Annotated in this window: 10 protein-coding genes and 4 pseudogenes; 2 read left to right on the top strand and 12 right to left on the bottom strand. The window is 69.0% G+C overall.

Annotation, left to right across the window (positions count from 1 at the left end):
* Positions 1–4 precede the first annotated feature (4 nt).
* Positions 5–2,324 (bottom strand): annotated as a pseudogene (locus tag HK415_RS07515) (Tex family protein).
* A 130-nt stretch (positions 2,325–2,454) separates the two neighbouring features.
* On the opposite strand from HK415_RS07515, the gene HK415_RS07520 reads away from it, so the two are divergent.
* Together HK415_RS07520 and HK415_RS07525 are read left to right on the top strand one after the other, a co-directional pair.
* Positions 2,455–2,622, top strand: coding sequence for a hypothetical protein (locus tag HK415_RS07520; RefSeq protein WP_171557821.1), 168 nt, complete (start codon positions 2,455–2,457; stop codon positions 2,620–2,622).
* Positions 2,623–2,757: 135 nt separating this feature from the next.
* A complete protein-coding gene (locus tag HK415_RS07525; protein WP_171557823.1) occupies positions 2,758–3,213 on the top strand; it encodes a hypothetical protein in 456 nt (151 codons plus the stop codon).
* A 16-nt stretch (positions 3,214–3,229) separates the two neighbouring features.
* Here HK415_RS07525 and HK415_RS07530 read toward each other — a convergent pair whose 3' ends face one another.
* The 11 genes and pseudogenes from HK415_RS07530 to HK415_RS07580 form a co-directional block, all read right to left on the bottom strand.
* Complete coding sequence (locus tag HK415_RS07530) at positions 3,230–3,775, bottom strand: methylated-DNA--[protein]-cysteine S-methyltransferase (RefSeq protein ID WP_171557826.1); 546 nt, start codon at positions 3,773–3,775, stop codon at positions 3,230–3,232.
* An 8-nt stretch (positions 3,776–3,783) separates the two neighbouring features.
* A pseudogene (locus HK415_RS07535) lies at positions 3,784–4,736 on the bottom strand (glutathione S-transferase family protein).
* Positions 4,737–4,747: 11 nt separating this feature from the next.
* A complete protein-coding gene (locus tag HK415_RS07540; protein WP_171557828.1) occupies positions 4,748–6,388 on the bottom strand; it encodes an isovaleryl-CoA dehydrogenase in 1,641 nt (546 codons plus the stop codon).
* 52 nt (positions 6,389–6,440) lie between these two features.
* Positions 6,441–7,457, bottom strand: coding sequence for an NADP-dependent oxidoreductase (locus HK415_RS07545; RefSeq protein ID WP_171557831.1), 1,017 nt, complete (start codon positions 7,455–7,457; stop codon positions 6,441–6,443).
* A gap of 9 nt (positions 7,458–7,466) precedes the next feature.
* Entirely contained in the window at positions 7,467–7,895 is a 429-nt protein-coding gene (locus HK415_RS07550; RefSeq protein ID WP_171557833.1) for a PaaI family thioesterase, read from the bottom strand.
* 4 nt (positions 7,896–7,899) lie between these two features.
* A complete protein-coding gene (locus HK415_RS07555; protein WP_171557835.1) occupies positions 7,900–8,691 on the bottom strand; it encodes an SDR family oxidoreductase in 792 nt (263 codons plus the stop codon).
* Positions 8,688–8,933 (bottom strand): hypothetical protein, encoded by a 246-nt coding sequence (locus tag HK415_RS07560; protein WP_171557837.1) that lies wholly within the window; start codon positions 8,931–8,933, stop codon positions 8,688–8,690. Before HK415_RS07560 ends, HK415_RS07555 begins: the two co-directional genes overlap by 4 nt.
* Positions 8,933–10,759 (bottom strand): acyl-CoA dehydrogenase, encoded by a 1,827-nt coding sequence (locus tag HK415_RS07565; protein WP_171557839.1) that lies wholly within the window; start codon positions 10,757–10,759, stop codon positions 8,933–8,935. The genes HK415_RS07560 and HK415_RS07565 overlap by 1 nt, the downstream gene beginning before the upstream one ends.
* A gap of 97 nt (positions 10,760–10,856) precedes the next feature.
* Positions 10,857–12,031, bottom strand: a pseudogene (locus HK415_RS07570) (acetyl-CoA C-acyltransferase).
* 29 nt (positions 12,032–12,060) lie between these two features.
* A complete protein-coding gene (locus HK415_RS07575) occupies positions 12,061–13,536 on the bottom strand; it encodes a M20 family peptidase (RefSeq protein WP_171557843.1) in 1,476 nt (491 codons plus the stop codon).
* A 13-nt stretch (positions 13,537–13,549) separates the two neighbouring features.
* A pseudogene (locus HK415_RS07580) lies at positions 13,550–15,649 on the bottom strand (3-hydroxyacyl-CoA dehydrogenase NAD-binding domain-containing protein).
* Between the last annotated feature and the right edge of the window lie 88 nt (positions 15,650–15,737).

The raw sequence follows: 15,737 nt of genomic DNA on the forward strand, positions 1-15,737 counted from the left end.
CGGGCTATTTGCGCAAGCCTTGCAGTTTGGCGAAGGCACCCTGCATTGCTCCACCGATGGCAGGGTTGTTTGTTGCGCGCTGGCCTCGTCCCGCGTTCTCGAAGCGGTTCTCGCGCGGGCCGTCGCGCCGCTGCGCCGGCGCCCCCAGCTTCATCGTGAGGCTGATGCGCTTGCGCGCGGCATCCACTTCCAGCACCTTGACCTTGACGATGTCGCCGGTCTTCACGACCTCGCGCGCATCGGTCACGAACTTGTGCGAGAGCTGGCTCACGTGCACCAGGCCGTCCTGGTGCACGCCCAGGTCCACGAAGGCGCCGAAGGCGGCGACGTTGCTCACCGTGCCTTCCAGCTCCATGCCGGGCTGCAGGTCGGCGATGTCGTCCACGCCGTCGTTGAAGCGCGCCACCTTGAAGTCCGGGCGCGGGTCGCGGCCGGGCTTCTCCAGCTCGCCCAGGATGTCCTTCACCGTGATCACGCCGAACTTCTCGTTGGCGAACAGCTCCGGCCGCAGTGTCTTGAGCATCTCGGCGCGGCCCATGATCTCCTGCACCGGCTTGCTGGCCGCCTGCAGGATCTTCTCCACCACCGGGTAGGTCTCCGGGTGCACGCCCGTCATGTCCAGCGGGTTGTCGCCGTCGCGGATGCGCAGGAAGCCGGCGCTCTGCTCGAAGGTCTTGGGGCCCAGGCCGCTGACCTGCAGCAGCTGCTGGCGATTGCGGAAGGCGCCGTTCGATTCGCGCCACTGCACCACCGCCTTGGCCACCGAGGGCGACAGGCCCGAGACGCGCGACAGCAGCGGCGCGCTGGCCGTGTTCAGGTCCACGCCGACGCGGTTCACGCAGTCCTCCACCACCGTGTCCAGCGTGCGTGCGAGCTCGCTCTGGTTCACGTCGTGCTGGTACTGGCCCACGCCGATGGACTTGGGATCGATCTTCACCAGTTCGGCCAGCGGGTCCTGCAGGCGGCGGGCGATGCTGGCCGCGCCACGCAGGCTGACGTCCACGTTGGGCATTTCCTGCGACGCGTACTCGCTCGCCGAATAGACCGAGGCGCCGGCCTCGCTCACCACGATGCGCTGCATGCCCTCGATGCGCTTCATCAGGTCGGCGGCCAGCTTGTCGGTCTCGCGGCTCGCCGTGCCATTGCCGATGGCGATCAGGTTCACGCCGTGCTTGCGGCACAAGGCGCCAAGCGTATGCAGCGAGCCTTCCCAGTCGCGGCGCGGCTCGTGGGGGGTACACCGTGGACGTGTCCACCAGCTTGCCCGTGGCATCGACCACCGCCACCTTCACGCCGGTGCGGATGCCGGGGTCCAGGCCCATCACCACGCGCGGGCCGGCCGGGGCGGCCAGCAGCAGGTCGCGCAGGTTCTCGGCGAACACCTTGATCGCCACCTTCTCGGCCTCCTCGCGCAGGCGCGAGAACAGGTCGCGTTCGGTGGACAGCGACAGCTTCACGCGCCAGGTCCAGGCCACGCACTTGCGCAGCAGGTCGTCGGCGGGACGCTTGACATGGCTCCACCCCAGGTGCAGCGCGATCCTGCCCTCGGCAATCGAGGGCTGGCCGGGCTCGGGCTCGACCGGCAAGGCGAGCTTCGCTTCCAGGATGTCCTGTGCGCGGCCGCGGAACACGGCCAGCGCGCGGTGCGAAGGCACGCGGCCGATCGGCTCGTCGTAGTCGAAGTAGTCGCGGAACTTGGCGACGTCGGGGTGGTTCTCGTCCTTGCCGGCGGCCAGCTTCGATTTCAGCAGGCCCTCGGTCCACAGCCACTCGCGCAGCGACTGCACCAGCGCCGCGTCTTCCGCCCAGCGCTCCGACAGGATGTCGCGCACGCCATCCAGCACGGCGGGCAGGGTCGTGAAATCGTCGCCGTTCTCGCCCTTTTCCTGCTTCACGAAGGCCGCGGCCTCGGTGGCGGGATCGCGCGCCGGATCGGACCACAGCAGGTCCGCCAGCGGCTCCAGGCCGGCCTCGCGCGCGATCTGGCCCTTGGTGCGGCGTTTCGGCTTGTAAGGAAGGTAGAGATCCTCGAGTTCCTGCTTGGTGGCGGCCGTTTCGACCGCCGCGCGCAGTTCGGGCGTGAGCTTGCCCTGCTCCTCGATGCTCTTGAGGACGGCCTCGCGCCGCTCCTCCAGCTCGCGCAGGTAGGAAAGGCGCGCTTCCAGTTCACGCAGGTGGATGTCGTCGAGGCCGCCGGTGGCCTCCTTGCGGTAGCGGGCGATGAAGGGGACGCTGGCGCCGCCGTCGAGGAGCTCGACCGCCGCGCGGACCTGGCCCTCCTGCACGCGGAGCTCGGCGGCGATCTGCCGCAGTATTTTTTGCATCGTGGTTACTGCCGGGGACGATGGGAGCGCGCGAGTTTGCCATACGCGCCGCACAGCCAGACAAGGCCATGGCTGACACGTGTTGCGCCCCCACTGCAGAGAATGGTTGACAACTTTCCAAGGAGACTCCATGCGCTCACGATTCATCCTGATGGTCGTGGCGATCCTGCTCATTGCCGGTTTCGCCGCCCTGAACTGGACGGAAATCATCCGTCCCACCCCCGTCGCCTTCGGTCCCCTCGTGATGGACGCCCCCTGGGCGCGATCCTGCTCGGCCTGCTGGCCCTCTCGGTCGTGATCTTCGCCGTGGCCGCCGCCTCGATGCGCACCAGCACGCTGCTGGAGTCGCGCCACCATTTCAAGGAACTGGAAGCGCAGCAGCGCGCTGGCCGACAAGGCGGAAGCGTCCCGCTTCACCGAACTGCGCACGCACATGGACACCCACATGCACACGCTGCGCGAGCGCGACACGATCGCGGCCACCGAGATGGAAAAGGCCAGGCTGGAGAACCAGCGCGAGCTGCGTACCCAGCTGGAACAGATCAACCGCACCCTGGCGGCGCGCATGACCGAGCTGGAGCACCGGCTGGAAAGCCGCTTCGAGCGCATGGGCCTCGGCGGCCGCGCCGCCCCCGCCCTGGGCACCGCGGTGCCGGTGCGCGACGAGGTCCTGCGCCCACAGGCGCCGCGCGAGCACGGCATGGCCGGCGACCCGGGCGACCCGCAGGCCCACCAGGCGCGCATGCGCGAGGAGGAACGCCTGCGCGAGGAGCGCGTGCGTGACGAACGCATCCGCGAGGAGCACGACCTGAAGCGCGACGAACGCGCACGGGCCGAGGACCGGCCGGCGGAGTCCGGAACCGCCTCCGGCTGGCGCCGCTGGTTCTGAGTCGCGCCGAGCTAAGCTATCCGAACAGGCCCGGTTCGCCGTCGAACCGGGCTTTTTCGATTTCGAGCATCCTGAGCTTGGTCTGCGCCCCGCCTTCGGCGGAGAAGCCGCCGGAGCGGCCGCCGGCCGCCAGCACGCGGTGGCAGGGGACCACGGGCGCGAAGGGATTGCGTCCCAGCGCCTGGCCCACCGCCCGCGAGGCCCCGGGATCGCCGACGCGGCGCGCCACTTCGCCATAGGTCAGCACCTCGCCCGGCGGGATCGCGCGCGTGATCTCGTAGACCTTGCGGTGGAAGGCCGGCACGCCCTCCAGGTCCAGCGGCAGGTCGCACAGGTCGTCGTGCGTCCCTTGCAGCAGGGCCTGGATGCGGGCGATGGCCGCTTGCACGAACTGCGGCGGCGTCGCCTCGGGCACCTCGCCGGTGGCGCGCAGCAGGCGCCGCCGCGTGCCGTCTTCGTCCGCCTCCGGCAACTGCACGGCCGAGAGCGCATCCCGAGTCCAGGCGATGCCGCAGGCGCCGATGGCGGTGTCGAACAGGCAGAAGCCCAGCGCGCGGGCCATGGGAGTGTTCAGGTGGGCGAGGCCGCGCGCAGCACGTAGCCGATGCGCGGGAAGTGCACGTGCACGGTGCCGGCGCGCGCATCCTCGCGCCGCAGGCTGTAGTGCGTGCGGGTGGCGGCGATCAGCTCGCCCTCGGTCGTTTCGTTGCCGAAGGATTCGGCGGCGACCGTCACGCGCGTGCCCAGCGCGATGCCGTGGTCGTCCTGGAAGGCGCTGTCGATCAGCAGGTTGGCACCGGCCGGCGCGGGATCCGCCCCTTGGCGATCGTGACCGCGTCCGCCGAAGTGAGCCGGGTCATGGCGCCGTGGCCGATCGCCTCCATCCGGTTGGCCCACTCGCCCACCGAGGGCGTGGCGTTCAGGATGTCCGCCAGCACCGGCACCTGGGCGCGCGTGTACCAGATGCCGTGGTAGGCCGCGAAGTCGGCGACGCAGGGCTCCATGCCGAACAGGAAGTCGTGCTCGTCGGCCATGTTGGCGATGCGCCGCAGGTAGGAACGGTAGGCGGACGTGGCGTCGCCGGGGCGCAGCCGCACCATGGTGCCGGACATGGCCTTGCGGTCGTCGCTGAAGGCCTTGGCGGCTTCCGGCGGCGCTTTCGCGAACACGTGCGCCGCGCCCCTGGGCTGCAGGTTGTAGCCCATGGCCGCCCAGAACAGCGCCGTGTCGGCCCACTGCGCGAAGATGCGGCAGGCACCCTTGAGGTGCGGCGGGTACAGCGTGGGATCGGGACGCACGTGTTCCAGCACGTCGCAGATCAGGGTCGTGTCGCAGTAGATGTCGGCGCCGACCTGCAGCACCGGCGTCTTGCGGTAGCCGCCGGTGAGCGCGAGCACGTCCGGCTTCGGCATGATCGGCGGCACCAGCACCGACTTCCACGGCAGCTTCTTGTGGCCCAGGACCAGGCGGATCTTTTCGGAGAACGGCGAGCTGGCGTAGTGGTGCAGGATCAGGTCGTTCATTCGGGCTCGTTTCAGTGCGGCAAGGCGCGCTGCAGGATGGTTTCGAAGTCGGTCCGGCCCGACAGCGTGCCGAAGGCCTGTCCCCAGTCGCCCTCCAGGCGCGATGCGCAGAAGGCGGCGAACACGGCCTCCGGCGCGGTCTGCCGCAGCAGCGCCGCCTGCACCGCCAGCGCGACGTCCTGCGCCAGGCGGCGCGCCTCGACTTCGGTGGCCATCGCCTCCACGCGCGCCGGCAGCGCCGCGGCCATGCGGTCCAGCGCCGGATGCGCGCCCTTGGCCGGCGCCAGTTCCTGCGCCAGCGCCGCGGCCGCGTCGGCCTTGCGGATGGCGCGCAGCAGGTCCAGCGCCATGATGTTGCCCGCGCCTTCCCAGATGGAGTTGACCGGCATTTCGCGGTAGATCCGCGCCATCACGCCTTCGCCGCCCTCTTCCACGTAGCCGTTGCCGCCCAGGCACTCCATCGCCTCCTGGGCGAAGTGGCTGCCGCGCTTGCAGATCCAGAACTTGGCGATGGGCGTGAGCAGGCGCGCAATGGCGGACTCGTGTTCGTCCTCGCGGCGGTCGAAGGCCCGGGCCAGGCGCAGCGCCAGCGCCGTGGCCGCCTCGCTTTCCAGGGCCAGGTCGGCCAGCACGTTGCGCATCAGCGGCTGCTCGAACAGCGGCTTGCCGAAGGCGCTGCGCTGTTCGGTGTGATTGAGCGCCAGGGACAAGGCCTGGCGCATCAGGCCGCTGGTGCCCAGGGCGCAATCCAGCCGCGTCATGGTCCCCATCTCCAGGATCTTGGGCACGCCGCGGCCTTCCTCGCCCACCAGCCAGGCCGTGGCGCCGTGGAACTCCACTTCCGAGCTGGCGTTGGCCTTGTTGCCCATCTTGTCCTTCAGCCGCTGGATGCGCATGGCGTTGCGGCTGCCATCGGGCAGCACGCGCGGCATGAACAGGCAGCTGAGGCCCGAGCCGGTCTGCGCCAGCACCAGGAAGGCGTCGCACATGGGCGCGGAGAGGAACCACTTGTGGCCGGTGACGCGGTAGCGCTCGCCCCAGCCGTCGCTGCCCTCGCGTTCGGCCTGGGTGGTGTTGGTGCGGACGTCGGAGCCGCCCTGCTTCTCGGTCATGCCCATGCCCATGGTCAGGCCGGGCTTGTCGCTCCACAGCTTGAGTGCCGGGTCGTAGCAGCGGCTGGTGAGCCTGGGGCCCCAGTCGCGATGGATCGCCGGATTGGCGCGCAGGGCCGGCGTGACCGCATAGGTCATGGAGATCGGGCACAGGATGGAAGGCTCGAGCTCTGTGAACAGCATGAAGCCGGCGGCGCGGAGCACATGCGCCGACGCCCCGCCCGCCCAGGGCGTCCCGTGCAACCCGGCCTGCACCGCGGCGGCCATCAGCGCGTGGTAGCTCGGATGGAACTCCACTTCGTCGATGCGCCGGCCGAAGCGGTCGTGCGTACGCAGTTCCGGGGTGAGGGTGTTGGCCAGCCGCGCGTGCGCCTGCATCTCCGCCGTCCCCGCCAGGGCGCCCAGTGTGGCCAGCGGCGCGGTGTCGAGGCCGGGCGCATTGAACTTCAGCGCGTCGCGCAGCGGCCGGTTGGTTTCGAACAGGTTGTAGCCCACCAGCGGCTCGGGCTGGTTGAAGACTTCGTGGGTCTGGTCCGTCACGACGAGGCTCCTTTCCGAAGACACGAGTTTGCGCCGCCGCGGACAGGCCGCCTCAGGCCAGCTTGACCAGCTGCTTGCCGAAGTTCCGGCCCTTCAGCATGCCCAGGAAGGCCTCGGGCGCAGCCTCCAGGCCCTGCGCGACCGATTCGCGCGGCCGCAGCTTGCCGGTGCCGACCAGCGTGCCCAGTTCCTGCAGCGCCTGCGGCCACACGTCCATGTGCTCGCTGACGATGAAGCCCTGCACCAGCAGCCGGTTGGTCAGGATCAGCTGGGGATAGGCCATGGGGATGGGCTTGCCGTCGTAGCCGGCGATCATCCCGCACAGGGCGATGCGCCCGAAGGCGTTCATGCGCAGCATCACGGCGTCCATCACCATGCCGCCCACGTTCTCGAAGTAGCCGTCGATGCCTTGCGGGCAGGCTTCCTTGAGCGCGCGCGAGAGCGACTGCGCGTCGGCGTGCTGCTTGTAGTCGATGCAGGCGTCGAAGCCCAGGTCCGCGGTGACGTACTTGCACTTGTCCGGGCCGCCGGCAATGCCGACCGCGCGGCAGCCGCGTGCCTTGGCGAGCGCGCCGAGCGCGCTGCCGACCGCGCCGCTCGCAGCGCTGACGACCACGGTCTGGCCCGCCTTCGGCTCGATGATCTTGTTGAGGCCGTACCAGGCGGTCACGCCCGGCATGCCGACCGCACCCAGGTAGTGCGAGAGCGGCACGTGCGTGGTGTCCACCTTGCGCAAGGCGCCCGGCTGGTCGGCCGCGACCACCGCGTATTCCTGCCAGCCGCCCATGCCGACCACCTTGTCGCCGGCGGCGAACTTCGGGTGGCGGCTCTCCACCACCTCGCCCACCGTGCCGCCCTGCATCACCTTGCCCAGCTCCTGGGGCGCGGCATAGCTCTTGGCGTCGTTCATGCGCCCGCGCATGTAGGGGTCGAGGCTGAGGAAATGGTGGCGCACCAGCACCTCGCCGTCCTTCAGCGCGGGCGTTTCGCTCGTCACCAGCTTGAAGTTGGAGGCCTTGGCTTCGCCCTCGGGGCGGTTGTCCAGCAGGATCTGCTTGTTCTTGGGCATGGTGGCTCCCTAGTCGGTGGAAATGGTGTTGGCCGGCGCGGTGGGCGCGGGCCGCCGGACGTACTTGAAGGTGCCGGTGGCATGGGCGCAGGCCTTGCCCTCGGTGTCGTAGATGGTCCCTTCGGTGAAGGCCATCGACTTCGTGCGGTGCATCAGCCGGCCCTTGCCGGTCAGCAGGCCCTTGCAGGGCTGCATGAAGGTCGTCTTCATCTCGATGGTGACGACGCCCGTCTCCAGGTCGATGCTGCGCGCGGCGGTCGCCAGGGTCACGTCCAGCAGCGTCATGATCGCGCCGCCGTGCGTCACCAGGAAGGAGTTCATGTGCTCGTGCCTGGGCAGGTAGCGCAGTTCCGATTCACCGCCTTCCATCTTCACCAGCTCGAAACCGAGGTGGCTGACGAAGGGGATCTCGACGCCGAACAGCTTGGGAGTCGCCACCGCTTCAGCCTCCCGTCACGACCGAGACGCCGCCGTCCACGGCGAGCCACTGGCCGGTGATGTGCTTGCCGGCATCCGAGGCATAGAGCAGCGTGATGCCCTTCAAGTCCTCGTCGTCGCCCAGGCGGCGCAGCGGCGCGTTCTGCGCCAGCTTGTCCTCGCCGATGCGCTCCAGCGTGCCCTTGGTCATCCGGCTCGGGAAGAAGCCGGGGCAGATGGCGTTGACGTTGATGCCGTACTTGCCCCATTCGCAGGCCAGCGCCTGCGTGAAGGTGATCACGGCGCCCTTGGAGGTGTTGTAGGCCAGCGTGTTCATCTCCGGCGGGTTGCCGCCCAGGCCGGCGATGGAGGCGATGTTGACGATGCGGCCGGCCTTGCGCGGGATCATGCTGCGCTTGGCGACCAGCTGGCTGAGGATGAAATAGCCGCGCACGTTCAGGTTCATCACCTTGTCCCAGGCTTCCACCGGGTGGTCTTCGGCGGGTGCGCCCCAGGCGGCGCCGGCATTGTTCACCAGGATGTCGACGTCGCCCATGCGTTCGAAGGTTTGCTCGGCGAGCCTGCGGATGTCCTCTTCGCGCGAGCAGTCGGCGGCGATCCAGCGCGCGTCGATGCCGGCCGCCTGCAGGTCGCCCGCGGCTTCCTCCAGGTCGCCCGCCTTGCGCGAACTGAGCATGATCTTCGCGCCCGCCTCGCCCAGGGCATGCGCCATCTGCAGCCCGAGGCCGCGCGAGCCTCCGGTGACGAGGGCCGTCTTGCCCGTGAGGTCGAACAGTTGCTGCACCGTGCGCGTCATGCGGAAGTCTCCTTGTCCTTGTCGGAAGCCGATTGTGCGCCGGTCGGCTCGCCCATCCGCGCCCTCACCACGATCAGCACCACGCCGGCGACGGCGGCGATGATGCCGAGCACGGAAAGGCTCCAGCCGCCGATGACCGTCTGGTCGTGCGAGGCGATGCCCAGCACCAGTGCGAACAGGCCGCCGTAGATCAGGGTCCAGGCCAGCGCGTCCAGGCGCGCGAGCGTGCGCTGCGTCGCCATCAGAAGGCGTCCTCGGGCATGGTGGCGCAGGTGGGGTCGCGCATCTCGACGACCCGCAGCCAGGCCGGGATCCTGGGCAGCTCGTAGTGGAAGAAGTAGCGGGCGGCGCGCACGCGGCCTTCGTCCGCCGGGCTTGCACTGCCGGCAGGCAGCACCAGCAGCACGTCCAGCCAGGTCCAGGCGACCACCAGGTGGCCGAAGGCCTGCATGTAGGGCACGGCGTTGGCCAGCGCGTCCGAGGGGTTGCCGGTGGCCCACGCCGACTTGGTGGCGGCGCCGACCTTCTGCAGGGCTTGCCCCAGCGCATTGGCATGTTCCGCCAGCTCCGGCCGCTGGATCGCCTGCTCGATGGTGGCGTTGATGCGCGCGGCGAGCAGTTGCAGGCCCTTGCCGCCTTCCATCACCACCTTGCGTCCGAGCAGGTCGGCGGCCTGGATGCCGTGGGTGCCCTCGTGGATCATGCTCAGGCGGTTGTCGCGCCAGTACTGCTCCACCGGGAAGTCGCGCGTGTAGCCGTAGCCGCCGTGGACCTGGATCGCCAGCGAATTGGCTTCCAGGCAGAACTCGCTGGGCCAGCTCTTGGCCACCGGCGTCAGCACTTCGAGCAGCAGGCGCGCCTCCTCGGCAGCTTCGGGCGTGCCGGTGTGCTGTTCGTCCACCAGCCGCGCGCACTGCAGCAGCAGCGCCAGCGCGCCTTCGCAATAGGACTTCTGCGCCAGCAGCATGCGCTTGATGTCGGCGTGCTCGATGATGCGGATCTGCGGCTGCGACGGGTCCTTGCCGGCCGGCCCGACCGGACGGCCTTGCGGCCGGTTCTTCGCGTACTCCAGCGAGGCGTAGTAGCCGGCCAGTCCCAATGCGGTGGCCGCGAGGCCGATGCCGATGCGCGCCTCGTTCATCATGTGGAACATGCAGCGCAGGCCCTCGTGCGGCCTGCCCACCAGGTAGCCGATGGCGCCGGCGCCGCCGCGCACCGGGTACTTGCCTTCGCCGAAATTCAGCAGCGTGTTGGTGGTGCCGCGCCAACCCAGCTTGTGGTTCAGGCCCGCCAGCGCCACGTCGTTGCGTTCACCGGTGAGCTGGCCGTCGGTGCCCACCAGATTCTTGGGGACGATGAACAGCGAGATGCCGCGGGTGCCGGGAATCAGCTTGCCATCCGGCCCGGGGATCTTGGCCAGCACCAGGTGCACGATGTTCTCGGACAGCTCGTGCTCGCCCGCCGAGATCCACATCTTGTTGCCCTTGATGCGGTAGCGCGGGCCGAGCGGATCGCTCTCGAAGTCCGCGCCATCGGGTGTCGCGCGCGTGGCGATGTCGGACAGCGAGGAGCCGGCCTGCGGTTCCGACAGGGCCATGGTGCCGGAAAAGCGGCCGCCGAATTCGTTGCGCGCGAAGACTTCCTTCTGCAGCTCGGTGCCGTGCACCATCAGCAGGTTGGCATTGCCCTTGGTGAGCAGGCCGCCGCCGATGCTGACCGAGGCCGTGGCGAAGAAGGTCCCCGCGGCGGCCTCGATGGTGTAGGGCAGCTGCATGCCGCCCTCCTCGTAGTCCTGCGCGGCACTGAGCATGCCGGAGGCGACGTAGGCCTCGTGCGCCTCGTGCGTCGCGCGCGGCAGGATCACTTTCTCGCCGTCGAAGCGCGGCTCCTCGGTGTCCACGAGGCGATTGAAGGGCGCGTACTTCTCGCGCGCGATGCGCTCGCAGGTGTCGAGGACGGCGCCGAAGGTTTCGCGGGAGTGGTCGGCGAAGCGCGGGCGCCGGGTCAGCGACTCGGCGTGGAGCCAGTCGTGGAGGAGGAAGTCGATCGTGGGGCGCAGCGAGGACATGTGGCTCTCCGGAACGCTGGGGTTCGCCTGCGGGCTCACCCCAGCCTACGAGTCGCGCCCACCGTAGGCTGGTGGTGAGCGCAGCGAACCCCAGCGCTTACAGGACCTCGAACACCCCCGCCGCCCCCATCCCGCCGCCGATGCACATGGTGACCACCACGCGCTTGGCGCCGCGGCGCTTGCCTTCGATCAGTGCATGGCCGGTCAGGCGCTGGCCCGACACGCCGTAGGGGTGGCCGACGGCGATCGCGCCGCCGTTGACGTTCAGGCGGTCGTCCGGGATGCCCAGCTTGTCGCGGCAGTACATGACCTGCACGGCGAAGGCCTCGTTCAGCTCCCACAGGTCGATGTCCTGCACCGTCAGGCCCAGGCGCTTGAGCACCTTGGGCACGGCGAACACCGGGCCGATGCCCATCTCGTCGGGCTCGCAGCCGGCCACCGCGAAACCGAGGAAGCGGCCCAGGGGCTTGAGGTTGTTGCGGCTGGCGTAGTCCTCGCTCACCACCACGCAGGCGCCCGCGCCGTCGGAGAACTGGCTGGCATTGCCGGCCGTGATGACGCCGCCGGGCAGCGCCGGCTTGATGCCGCTGATGCCTTCCTTGGTGGTGCCCGGGCGCAGGCCTTCATCCTGCGACACGGTCACCTCCTTGGTGATCAGGCCCATCACCGCGTCGGCCACGCCGGCCTTGACCGTGATCGGTGCGATCTCGTCCTTGAACTTGCCGGCTTCCAGCGCGGCGCAGGCGCGCTGCTGGCTGCGGGCGCCGTATTCGTCCATGGCGTCGCGGCCGATGTTGTAGCGCTTGGCCACCTGCTCCGCCGTCTGCAGCATCGACCAGTAGATCTCCGGCTTCTTCTTCTCCAGTGCCGGGTCGCGCAGCATGTGCTGGTTCATTTCCTGCTGCACGCAGGAAATGCTTTCCACGCCGCCGGCCACGTAGACCTCGCCCTCGCCGGCGATGATGCGCTGCGACACCATGGCGATGGTCTGCAGGCCGGAGGAGCAGAAGCGGTTGACGGTGGCGCCCGACACGGTGATCGGCAGGTCGGCCATCAGCGCGATCTGGCGCGCGATGTTGGCCCCGGTGGCGCCTTCGGGATTGGCGCAGCCCATGAGCACGTCCTCGACGGCGTCGCCCGGCACGCCGGCGCGCTGCAGCGCGTTCTTGACGGCGTGGCCGCCCAGCGTCGCGCCGTGCGTCATGTTGAACGCGCCCTTCCAGCTCTTGGTGAGGGGGTGCGGGCGGTGGAGACGATGACGGCCTTGGTCATGGTGGATTGCCTTTCAGGACGGGTTCGGATCAGGGCGCCGGCGCGTTGAGGTTGCGCAGCAGCTGGTGGTAGAAGCGGACGAGCTCACCGAGGTTCGCCACGGCGATGCGTTCGTTGGTGCCGTGGAAGCGCGCCAGGTCTTCCGGCCTGGCGCGCACCGGCGAGAAGCGGTAGATGTGGTCCGACACGGGCGCGAAGTGGCGCGAGTCGGTGGCGGCGATCATCAGACCCGGCGCGACCAGCGTGCCGGGGAACAGGGAGCGCACGGTGCGGTTGATCAGCTGGTAGGACGCCGACTGCGTGGGCGACACCGGCGAAGGCTCGGACGCCGCCGGCAGCGCGATCAGCTCGAAGCGCTCGCCGGTCTTGCCGCGCACGTGCTGCATCACCGACTGCGTGGTGTCGCCGGGCAGCAGGCGGAAGTTGACGGTGGCCTGCGCCTCGCCGGGAATCACGTTGTCCTTGTTGCCGGCGTTCACGATGGTCAGCGCCGTGGTCGTGCGCAGCATGGCGTTGGTGCTGGCGGCCTTTTCCAGCTGCGATTGCACCAGCGGCCCGAACAGCCACAGGTTGGACAGCGCCACCCGCTGGAAGCCGCCCATCTCCGGCGCGATGGTCTCGAACATCTCGCGCGCGACGCCGCGGATGGTGCCGGGCAGCTGCTCGTCGTCGAGCCGCCGCAGCGCCGCACTCATCATGCCGATGGCGCTGGTGCCCTTGGGCGGCGGCATCGAGGAATGGCCGGGCGTGGCCGGCACCTTCAGCACCACCGACAGGTAGCCCTTCTCGGCGATGCCGACCAGCGCCGCCGGCTGCTTCAGCCCGGGCATCACGCCCTCGGTGATCAGCAGGCCCTCGTCGATGACGAAGTCCAGGCGCACCTTGCGTTCCTGCAGCAGCTTGACCACCTGCACCGCGCCGCGCAGGCCGCCGACTTCCTCGTCGGCGCCGAACACCAGGTACACGGTCTGGCGCGGCTTGAAGCCGCTGGCCAGCAGCATCTCCACCGCTTCCAGCTGCGCGATCAGGTTGGCCTTGTCGTCCCAGGCGCCGCGGCCCCAGACGTAGCCGTCCTTCACCTCGCCGGAGAAGGGAGCGGTCTGCCACTTGGCTTCGCTGCCCGGGGCGATCGGCACCACGTCCTGGTGCGCGAGCAAGGCGATGGGCTTGGCATTGGCATCGCTGCCGGGCCAGGTGTAGAGCAGCGTCAGGCCGCCCACCACCTCGCGCTGCAGGGAGGCATGCACGCGCGGGAAGCGTTCGCGCAGGTGGGCGTGCAGCTTCTGGAACTCGCCCGCGTTGAGCGAGGCGTCGTCGTGACTGGAGACCGTCTGGAAGCGGATCGCGGCCGACAGCTTGTTGGCCACGCCCTGCTCGTCGACGGCTATGGCGGGCGCGGGCGCGACCTCGAGCTGGCGCGAACCCTGGCGCAGGGTGTTGACGGCCACGGCCGCTGCCAGCAGCAGCAGCGCCGCCAGCAGGACCCACAGGAAGCGCTTGACCATGCCGCGCACCGCGTCAGCTGAAGGTCTTGCCTTCGCTGGCGAGCTTGAGCAGCAGCGGCGCCGGCTCCCAGAACTTCGCGTCGTCGCGCGGGTTCGCCTGGAAGCGCTTCATCGCATGGGCCACGTTGAACAGGCCGACCTGGTCCGCGTAGAGCATCGGGCCGCCGCGGTGGATCGGGAAGCCGTAGCCCGTGATGTAGACCATGTCGATGTCGCTGGCGCGGGCGGCGATGCCCTCTTCCACGATGCGCGCACCTTCGTTGACCAGCGCGAACACCAGGCGCTGCACGATCTCCTCGTCGGAGATCTTGCGCGGCTCGATGCCCAGCGACTTGCGGTGCTCCACGATCATGTCCTCGACCAGCTTGGACGGGATCGCGTCGCGCTTGCCTTCCTTGTAGTCGTACCAGCCGGCGCCGGTCTTCTGGCCGAAGCGGCCCAGCTCACACAGCTTGTCGGCGGTGCGGCTGTACAGCATGTTGGGACGCTCCTGCGCGCGGCGCTTGCGGATCGCCCAGCCGATGTCGTTGCCGGCCAGGTCGCCCATGCGGAACGGGCCCATGGCGAAGCCGAACTTCTCGATCGCGCGGTCCACCTGCTGCGGCGTAGCGCCTTCGTCCAGCAGGAAGCCGGCCTGGCGGCTGTACTGCTCGATCATGCGGTTGCCGATGAAGCCGTCGCAGACGCCGGAGACCACGGCCGTCTTCTTGATCTTCTTGGCCATGGCCATGACGGTGGCCATCACGTCCTTGCCGGTCTTCTTGCCGCGCACCACTTCCAGCAAGCTTCATCACGTTGGCCGGGCTGAAGAAGTGCAGGCCGACGACGTCCTCGGGCCGCTTGGTGAAGGCCGCGATCTTGTCGACGTCCAGCGTGGAAGTGTTGGAGGCGAGGATCGCGCCCTTCTTCATGACCTTGTCCAACTGCTCGAAGACCTTCTGCTTGACGCCCATCTCCTCGAACACGGCCTCGATCACGAGGTCGGCCTGGGCGATGTCCTCATAGGACAGCGTCGTCTTCAGCAGCGCCATGCGCTGCTCGTACTTGTCCTGCTTGAGCTTGCCCTTCTTGACCTGGCCTTCGTAGTTCTTGCGAATGGTGGCGATGCCGCGGTCCAGCGCATCCTGCTTCATCTCGAGGATGGTCACCGGGATGCCGGCGTTGAGGAAGTTCATGGAGATGCCGCCGCCCATGGTGCCGGCGCCTATCACCGCGACCGACTTGATCTCGCGCTGCGGCGTGTCTTCCGGCACGTCGGCGATCTTGCTGGCGGCGCGTTCGGCCATGAACAGGTGGCGCAGCGCGCGCGACTCGGGCGTGAACATCAGCGCGGTGAAGATCTCGCGCTCGTACACCATGCCCTCGTCGAACTTCTTCTTGGTCGACGCTTCCACGGCATCGACGCACTTGGCGGGAGCCGGGAAGTTCTTCGCCATGCCCTTGACCATGTTGCGCGCGAACTGGAAGTAGGCGTCGCCCAGGGGTGCTTGGCAGGCAGGTTGCGCACCAGCGGCAGCGGGCGCGTGGCGGCGACGGAACGCGCGAAGGCGACCGCCTCTTCCATCAGCGCGTCCGGCGAGGACGCCATCTTGTCGAACAGCTTCTGGCCGGGCAGCTGCGCGAGCATCTCGCTCTTCACGGCCTCGCCGCTGACGATCATGTTCAGCGCGGGCTCCACGCCCAGCACGCGCGGCAGGCGCATGGTGCCGCCGGCGCCGGGGATCAGGCCCAGCTTCACTTCGGGCAGCGCGATGTTGGCGCCGGGCGCGGCGATGCGGTAGTGGCAGCCGAGCGCGAGCTCCAGGCCGCCGCCCATGGCGACCGAGTGGATCGCGGCCACGATGGGCTTGGAGGAGTTCTCGCAGGTGAGGATGACGGACAGCAGGTTGGGCTCGGCGGTCGCCTTGGGCGAGCCGAACTCCTTGATGTCGGCGCCGCCCGAGAAGGCCTTGCCCGCGCCGGTGATGACGATGGCTTTGACGGCGGGATCGGCGTTCGCCTGGTCGATGCCCTGGGCGATCGCGGTGCGGGTCGCGTAGCCGAGGCCGTTGACCGGCGGGTTGTTCATCGTGATCACGGCGACGTCGCCGTTGACCTTGTATTCAGCCGTCATGCTGCTTCCTTTGGGGGATGAGGGAAAAGAACGGTCGTTCGCTTTTGCGATTGTAGGGGGCGATGCTGCGCCGCAATGCAGCCATGTC

This window comes from Ramlibacter montanisoli (genome assembly GCF_013087525.1).
Lineage (GTDB): Bacteria > Pseudomonadota > Gammaproteobacteria > Burkholderiales > Burkholderiaceae_C > Ramlibacter > Ramlibacter montanisoli.

What these genes read in the sequence shown, in the direction of transcription:
- HK415_RS07520 (WP_171557821.1), top strand. Translation starts at nt 2,455, where the DNA reads ATGCGCTCACGATTCATCCTGATGGTCGTGGCGATCCTGCTCATTGCC.
- HK415_RS07525 (WP_171557823.1), top strand. Translation starts at nt 2,758, where the DNA reads ATGGACACCCACATGCACACGCTGCGCGAGCGCGACACGATCGCGGCC.
- HK415_RS07530 (WP_171557826.1), bottom strand. Translation starts at nt 3,775, where the DNA reads ATGGCCCGCGCGCTGGGCTTCTGCCTGTTCGACACCGCCATCGGCGCC.
- HK415_RS07545 (WP_171557831.1), bottom strand. Translation starts at nt 7,457, where the DNA reads ATGCCCAAGAACAAGCAGATCCTGCTGGACAACCGCCCCGAGGGCGAA.
- HK415_RS07555 (WP_171557835.1), bottom strand. Translation starts at nt 8,691, where the DNA reads ATGACGCGCACGGTGCAGCAACTGTTCGACCTCACGGGCAAGACGGCC.
- HK415_RS07560 (WP_171557837.1), bottom strand. Translation starts at nt 8,933, where the DNA reads ATGGCGACGCAGCGCACGCTCGCGCGCCTGGACGCGCTGGCCTGGACC.
- HK415_RS07565 (WP_171557839.1), bottom strand. Translation starts at nt 10,759, where the DNA reads ATGTCCTCGCTGCGCCCCACGATCGACTTCCTCCTCCACGACTGGCTC.
- HK415_RS07575 (WP_171557843.1), bottom strand. Translation starts at nt 13,536, where the DNA reads ATGGTCAAGCGCTTCCTGTGGGTCCTGCTGGCGGCGCTGCTGCTGCTG.